General features: G+C 60.8%; 1 protein-coding gene. It reads left to right on the top strand.

Annotated features, from left to right (window positions below):
• Positions 1 to 82: 82 nt before the first annotated feature.
• On the top strand, positions 83 to 1,025 hold a 943-nt coding region (locus tag VC352_RS24805; RefSeq protein WP_322982158.1), incomplete at its 3' end, for an IS481 family transposase.

Genomic DNA, 1,025 nt, shown 5'->3' on the forward strand with positions numbered 1-1,025 from the left:
TGTGATCTCTCAGTAGGTTGTTCATCCGGGGCATTCCCGGAATTCTGGAAGCGCGACCAACACAGCCTTCCAGGAGCCCCGGATGAACCTGCATAAACATGCCCGTCTTACCCCGCGAGGTCGAGCCCTTCTCGTGCAGCGCATGCTCAACGGTCTGCGAGTCGAAGATGCGGCACAAGCCGCTGGCGTCAGTGTGCGTACAGCCTACAAGTGGCTCAAACGCTTTCGTGAGGAAGGTGAGATTGGCCTGATGGATCGTTCATCACGTCCGCACTCATGCCCCCATGCCACGGCAATCGCTCTGGTCGAGCAACTGATCGAGCTACGTCGCTTTCGCAAGACTTACCGGCAGATCGCTCAGATACTCGGCCTGGCCGTCAGTACCGTGGCCCGCCGCCTCAAGCAGGCCGGCTTTCATCGGCTGGCTGAGCTGGAACCCGCTCCTGTGGTGGTGCGTTATGAATACGCCAATCCTGGCGATCTCCTGCACTTGGACATCAAGAAGCTTGGCCGCTTCTGGAAACCCGGGCATCGAGTCACTGGCGACCGTCAGCAGTGCTCCGACGGCGCCGGCTGGGAGTTCATGCACGTGGCTATCGACGATGCGTCCCGACTGGCGTTCACCAGCCTGCATCCAGATGAGCGCGGCAGCAGCGCCTGCCGGGCCTTGCTGCAAGCACTGCGCTACTACCGCGGGCTGAACATCTGCTTTCGGCGCGTCATGACAGACAACGGCGCCTGTTATCGGTCCCGGGCGTTTCAACGGTTGTGTGCTCGACTCAGGCTGAAACACATCCGTACCAAGCCCTATACGCCACGCACCAACGGTAAGGCCGAGCGCTTCATCCAAACGAGCCTGCGTGAATGGGCCTATGCCCGTAGCTACGACACTTCACAGCAGCGAGCAGCGCACCTGCTGCCCTGGCTGCATCACTACAACTGGCACCGACTGCACGCCAGCCTCGGATACCTGCCCCCGATCAGCAGAGCGCCGCTTCCACTGAACAACGTGCTGGGTTTACACA

The sequence above is a fragment of the Pseudomonas sp. C11 genome (assembly GCF_034683865.1).
Taxonomy (GTDB): domain Bacteria; phylum Pseudomonadota; class Gammaproteobacteria; order Pseudomonadales; family Pseudomonadaceae; genus Aquipseudomonas.